5 protein-coding genes and 1 pseudogene are annotated in these 4,715 nt (G+C 65.7%); 5 read left to right on the top strand and 1 reads right to left on the bottom strand.

The window, feature by feature from the left end:
• A pseudogene (locus BM093_RS38535) lies at nucleotides 1-134 on the bottom strand (IS701 family transposase); the annotation flags it as partial.
• Between the two features lie 338 nt (nucleotides 135-472).
• Between BM093_RS38535 and BM093_RS34080 the strand changes: the two are divergent.
• The 5 genes from BM093_RS34080 to BM093_RS34060 form a co-directional block, all read left to right on the top strand.
• On the top strand, nucleotides 473-1,561 hold the full coding sequence (locus tag BM093_RS34080) for an SDR family NAD(P)-dependent oxidoreductase (RefSeq protein ID WP_218163063.1): 1,089 nt from the start codon (nucleotides 473-475) through the stop codon (nucleotides 1,559-1,561).
• A gap of 280 nt (nucleotides 1,562-1,841) precedes the next feature.
• The gene (locus tag BM093_RS34075; protein ID WP_218163062.1) at nucleotides 1,842-3,167 is read left to right on the top strand and encodes an aromatic ring-hydroxylating dioxygenase subunit alpha; all 1,326 of its coding nucleotides are present in this window, start codon (nucleotides 1,842-1,844) and stop codon (nucleotides 3,165-3,167) included.
• On the top strand, nucleotides 3,164-3,667 hold the full coding sequence (locus tag BM093_RS34070) for an aromatic-ring-hydroxylating dioxygenase subunit beta (RefSeq protein WP_093357371.1): 504 nt from the start codon (nucleotides 3,164-3,166) through the stop codon (nucleotides 3,665-3,667). The genes BM093_RS34075 and BM093_RS34070 overlap by 4 nt, the downstream gene beginning before the upstream one ends.
• 25 nt (nucleotides 3,668-3,692) lie before the next feature.
• On the top strand, nucleotides 3,693-3,902 hold the full coding sequence (locus BM093_RS34065; protein ID WP_218163061.1) for a dihydrodiol dehydrogenase: 210 nt from the start codon (nucleotides 3,693-3,695) through the stop codon (nucleotides 3,900-3,902).
• Nucleotides 3,899-4,715 (top strand): alpha/beta fold hydrolase (locus tag BM093_RS34060; protein ID WP_143105699.1); only part of this gene is annotated, 817 nt, incomplete at its 3' end. The genes BM093_RS34065 and BM093_RS34060, both read left to right, overlap by 4 nt.

Here is a 4,715-nt window from a genome sequence, read left to right as displayed (position 1 = left end):
CTGCGCTCCAACCCGGCCAGCAGGCCGCGCACATACGCCCCGGCCCGCGCGCGGGGCTCGCGACGGAAGAACCGCGGCCCGATCGAGGCTATGACCTGGTCCAACGCCGCTACCCATCCAGCAAGATCCACCACGCGGTGATCATCACCGCCGAACCCGGATCAGCCTCTCACGACACGCCGAAACGCCGTTGCAGTATTAGCTCCGCCACCAGCCCGGCCGTCAGCGAGGGCCGAGCCACGCCGAGCCGCTCGGCGGCACCCACGAAGAGGAGCCGACATAAGCCACCTCGCGATGTACGCAGCTGGCGAAGCTCCACTACTACCTCTGCTGAATAAATGGAATCCAAACTATTATATAGACGAGCACGTAGCGCACGTCATAGCGTGAGGACGAACCTCGCCCCGGAGAGAACGCCGCATGAACTGGTACTTACTCGCCGGAGCAGAACCCCCTTGGATTGGAAGCCAGCATGTCGATGGACGAGGCGGCGAGTTCGGAAAGCTCGGATGCAGCTGCGGCCCGGGCAAAGCAGGACGAGATGGTGGAGCGGGCACTTCGCGAGTGGCGCGGCGATCTCGACGGACGGGTCGTCGTGGTCACCGGTGGCGCCCGCGGCATCGGCCGATCCATGTCCGAAGCGTTGGTGCGCGCCAGCGCGCGGGTCGTCGCCGTGGACCGGAGCTGGGAGGGCGCTGAGGAATTCCGCAAGCAACTCGATGCCGAGCAGGGACTGGCCGTCGAGGTGGACGTCACCGACAACGCACAGCTCGACGCCGCCTACAAGGCGGTCACGGACCGGTTCGGAACCGTCGACGTCCTCGTGAACAACGCGGCCCTGGTGTCGGAGACACTCTTCGCGCCGACCGGACACCGCAACACCCTGGACACGACCGACCAGGACTGGGAAGCGATGTTCGGCGTCAATGTCTTCGGTACGCTCAAGGTCATCCGCCGGTTCATCAGGCCCATGCAGGAGAAGAAGCGCGGCAGCATCATCAACGTCGTGAGCAGCGGCGTCCTGCCCGTCGCCGCCGGAGGCGGGTATCACGGGCTGCGCCCGTGGACGGTCGAGATGCCCTACCAGGCCACCAAGGCGGCCGTCACCGCGCTGACGTTCTACCTCGCCGAGGAGGTGCGCGGCGACGGTGTCGCCGTCAACGCGATCATGCCCGGGCACACCCGAGCATCGTGGTTCGACACCACCGCCCGCGCGTTCAACGAGATCGGGGTCGTTTACTTCATGCGCCCAGCGGTCTCCGAGCACCTGCTGCCGATCACGCTGTTCCTCTCTGCTCAGGACGGTCGCGGGGCGGCTGGTCGGCTCTACTACGTGCCCGAATGGAACTACGACCACGGTTACGGCGACTACGCCGCCTGGCTTGACCGGGATCTGCCGCCGGACATGGAGGAGATGTACAGCCGGCTCGAGGCAGCGATGCCGAACTATGAGCGGTCTGGGGTGCCCCACCTGCCCTTCGACGCGCAGGGCGCGCTCTATGCAGCGGCCATGGCCAACCTCGGCGCTCAGGAGAACTGGGCCGGCGGCAGCAACCAGTGAACTGACCGACCTCGGTACCGCGGTGTTCCGAACCGCTGCGGACGCACAAGTGGGTGTTGTCCCCGCCCCCGCAAAGAGGCGCCTCTCTCTTCATTGGAGAAGATCTCAAGTCCAATGTGCAGAGGCCTCGCCGGTCGTGACGGGTCGATGACGAGGGACTTTCGTGCCACACCGTCAAGAGGCCAGTTTCAAGAACCGTCCCCGCCGAGCACCAGTCCCAGGTCCCGGTCGGGACGAGAACCAGTGGGACAAGAGCGTGAGTGCACAAGGGAGTGCTGAGATGACGATGACCGACCCGCGGCCGATGGTCGCGCCCGCCCGGACTTCGACCGACCTCGTGCGGCCGGACGAGGGCATGATCAGCCGGGAGATCTTCCGCGACCCGGCGATCTACGATCAGGAACTGCAGCGGATCTTCACCCGGACCTGGCTCTACATCGGGCACGACTCCCAGCTGCGGAAGCCGGGCGACTACCTCACCAATGTCATGGGTGAGGACCCGGTGATCGCGACCCGGGGCAGCGACGGCAAGGTCCGGGTGCTGCTGAATTCCTGTCGCCACCGTGGCATGACGATCTGCTCAACGGACCAGGGTAACGCCAAGTTCTTTCGGTGCCCTTACCACGGCTGGACCTACAGTTCGGAGGGCCCGCTGGTCGGCGTTCCGCGCAGTGCGGATGCTTACCGCAACGAGCTCGACAAGACTCGCCTCGGCCTGGTCGAGGTGCCTCGCGTGGAAACCTACAAAGGATTCATCTTCGCCAGCTGGGATGCCGCCGCGATCCCGCTGATCGACTACCTCGGTCGCGATCAGCTCTGGTATCTCGACATACCGATCGAGGGTGCGCTAGGGGGGTTGGAGGTCCTCGGCCCCACCATGAAGTACGTGATCCCGGCCAACTGGAAGCTCGCCGCGGAGAACTTCGCCGGCGACGACTACCACGTTCTCTACACCCACGGGTCGGCGTTCCAGATCGGGTTCCTGCCCGACTACGACACCCTGGCCGACTACATCGCCTACTTCGACCACGGACACGGCATGGGGGACATCCCCAAGCCAGGGCGCGGGCTGGCGAACGACCTGATGATGGCCGAACACTTCGGGCCGGAGGCTGTCGACTACGTCAAGGCCTACAACCAGCGGATCGCCGACCGGCTCAGTCCCGAGCAAGCCGCGGTACACGGGATCGGACAGGGCAACGTCTTCCCGAACCTGTCCTGGATCAAGTTCGGCTGCTTCCACGTGTTCGGCCTCTATCAGTGGCACCCCAAGGGCCCCGGTGAACTCGAGGTCTGGCAGACCACGTTCTACGACACCGGCGCCCCCCAGCACGTCAAGGACTATGCCCGGTCGCAGATGTCGCAGGAGAACGCGGCGGCTGGAATCTTCGGCCAGGACGACGGGGAGAACTTCGAGAAGATCACCGAATCGGCGCGAGGAGCGGTTTCCAGAACGCTCGACTTCAACTACACGATGGGCATGGGACACGAGGGTGAGATCGACGAGCCGACCCTGCCCGGCCGGCTCGGGCCGCACTACTCCGAACAGAACCACCGCAACTTCTACCGCTACTGGCGCCAGCTGATGACGGAGGACCGGGCATGACCAGCCAGCTGGTGGACCTTCAGCGAGAGGCCGAGCTGTTCCTCTACCGCGAGGCCAAGATGCTCGACAACAATCGGTTCGACGAGTGGCTGGACCTGTTCACCGATGACGCCCGGTACTGGATGCCAATCACCGAGAGCCGGGAGGTCGGCCAGGAACGAGGCCCGGTCGCAGGCGAATGGGCGCTGATCGAGGAGGACAAGAGGTTTCTGCTCAAGCGCAACGAGCGGCTGAAGACCGGTCTGGCCCACTCCGAGCAGCCGCGTTCCCGCACCCGGCGGTTCGTCACCAACATCGTGGCCACCGAGAACGAGGACGGCACGGTCGGAGTCGAATCGAATCTACTGGTCTTCCAATCGCGCCGGGGTAGTTCTGAGCAGTTCTTCGTCGGTTGCCGGCAAGACCGGCTGACCCGGGGCGAGGACGACTGGAAGATCGCCGAGCGGGTGATCCTGCTGGACCACAGGGTGTTGCCCCGTGCAATCTCGATCTACCTCTGAGCGCGACGGTCGGTGCGATGCCCTGGTGATTAGCAATGAGTTTGCCCGGGTGGAGATCAGCCGCGACGGCAGCGCCAACGGTACGCGGTTGCGGATCCACAACTCCCGCACCGGTCGTGAGGTGTTCCTGGATCCGCTGCAACTGGAGAGCTTGACCTGGCAGGACGACGCGTTGTTCGCGCGCCTGCTACATGACCCGTTCGGCCCCGCCGACGACGGAGGAGCAAGGCTATGAGCGAGAATTCGTTCTGGGTGCACGCACTGGGAGCGCAGGTGCGGTATTACGAGGCTGGTGGGGTCCGGACGCGCTGCATCGAGGCGGGTAGCGGAGAGCCGATCGTGCTGCTGCACGGCATCAGCGGCCACGCTGAGACGTGGGTCCGCAACGTCACGACCCTGGCGAGGACCCACCATGTCTACGCGTTGGACATGCTGGGCCACGGTTTCACTGCCAAGCCCCTGATCGACTACACTGTCCCGGCACTGGCCGAGCACGTGCTGGCCTTCCTGGACACCGTCGACGCGCCGCGGGCGGTGCTCGTCGGCCAGTCGCTGGGTGGCTGGGTTGCAGGCTGGCTCGCGGTGCACCACGCCGATCGGGTCTCGGCATTCGTCAGCGTGACCGGCGCCGGGCTCCAGGTGGACGCCGGGGGCGCAGCGTTGACCCGCCAGGTCGGCAGCCAGGTCCGAGAGGCGACTAAGAAGGCCTTCGCACAGCCGAGCCGTGAGGCGGTGCGCACCCGGCTGGAATGGCTCGTACACAATAAGGCCGTGGTGACCGACGAACTGGTCGAGGCCCGCTACCGGATCTTCACCCAGCCCGACTTCCTCGCGGTCGCCAACCGGCTGCTCGACGGGCTGACCGAGGGCGAGTCGGACGCGCTGGGCCCCGAAGCGCTGACCCGGATCTCCTGCCCGACCCTCGTGCTGTGGACCCGGCACAACCCGACCATGCAGTGGCCGGTGGGCGAGGCAGCCAGCAAGCTGATCCCCGGTGCCTCGTTCCACCTCATGGAGAACGTCGCGCACTGGCCGCAGTTCGAGGACC

Source organism: Pseudonocardia ammonioxydans (genome assembly GCF_900115005.1).
GTDB classification, from domain to species: domain Bacteria; phylum Actinomycetota; class Actinomycetes; order Mycobacteriales; family Pseudonocardiaceae; genus Pseudonocardia; species Pseudonocardia ammonioxydans.
Note: the sequence above shows the minus strand (reverse complement) of the source record. Positions and strands in the feature narration are given on the sequence as shown.

Bases quoted from the DNA above. Each gene is read 5' to 3' on its own strand.
- BM093_RS34080 (WP_218163063.1), top strand. From the start codon at position 473: ATGTCGATGGACGAGGCGGCGAGTTCGGAAAGCTCGGATGCAGCTGCG.
- BM093_RS34075 (WP_218163062.1), top strand. From the start codon at position 1,842: ATGACGATGACCGACCCGCGGCCGATGGTCGCGCCCGCCCGGACTTCG.
- BM093_RS34070 (WP_093357371.1), top strand. From the start codon at position 3,164: ATGACCAGCCAGCTGGTGGACCTTCAGCGAGAGGCCGAGCTGTTCCTC.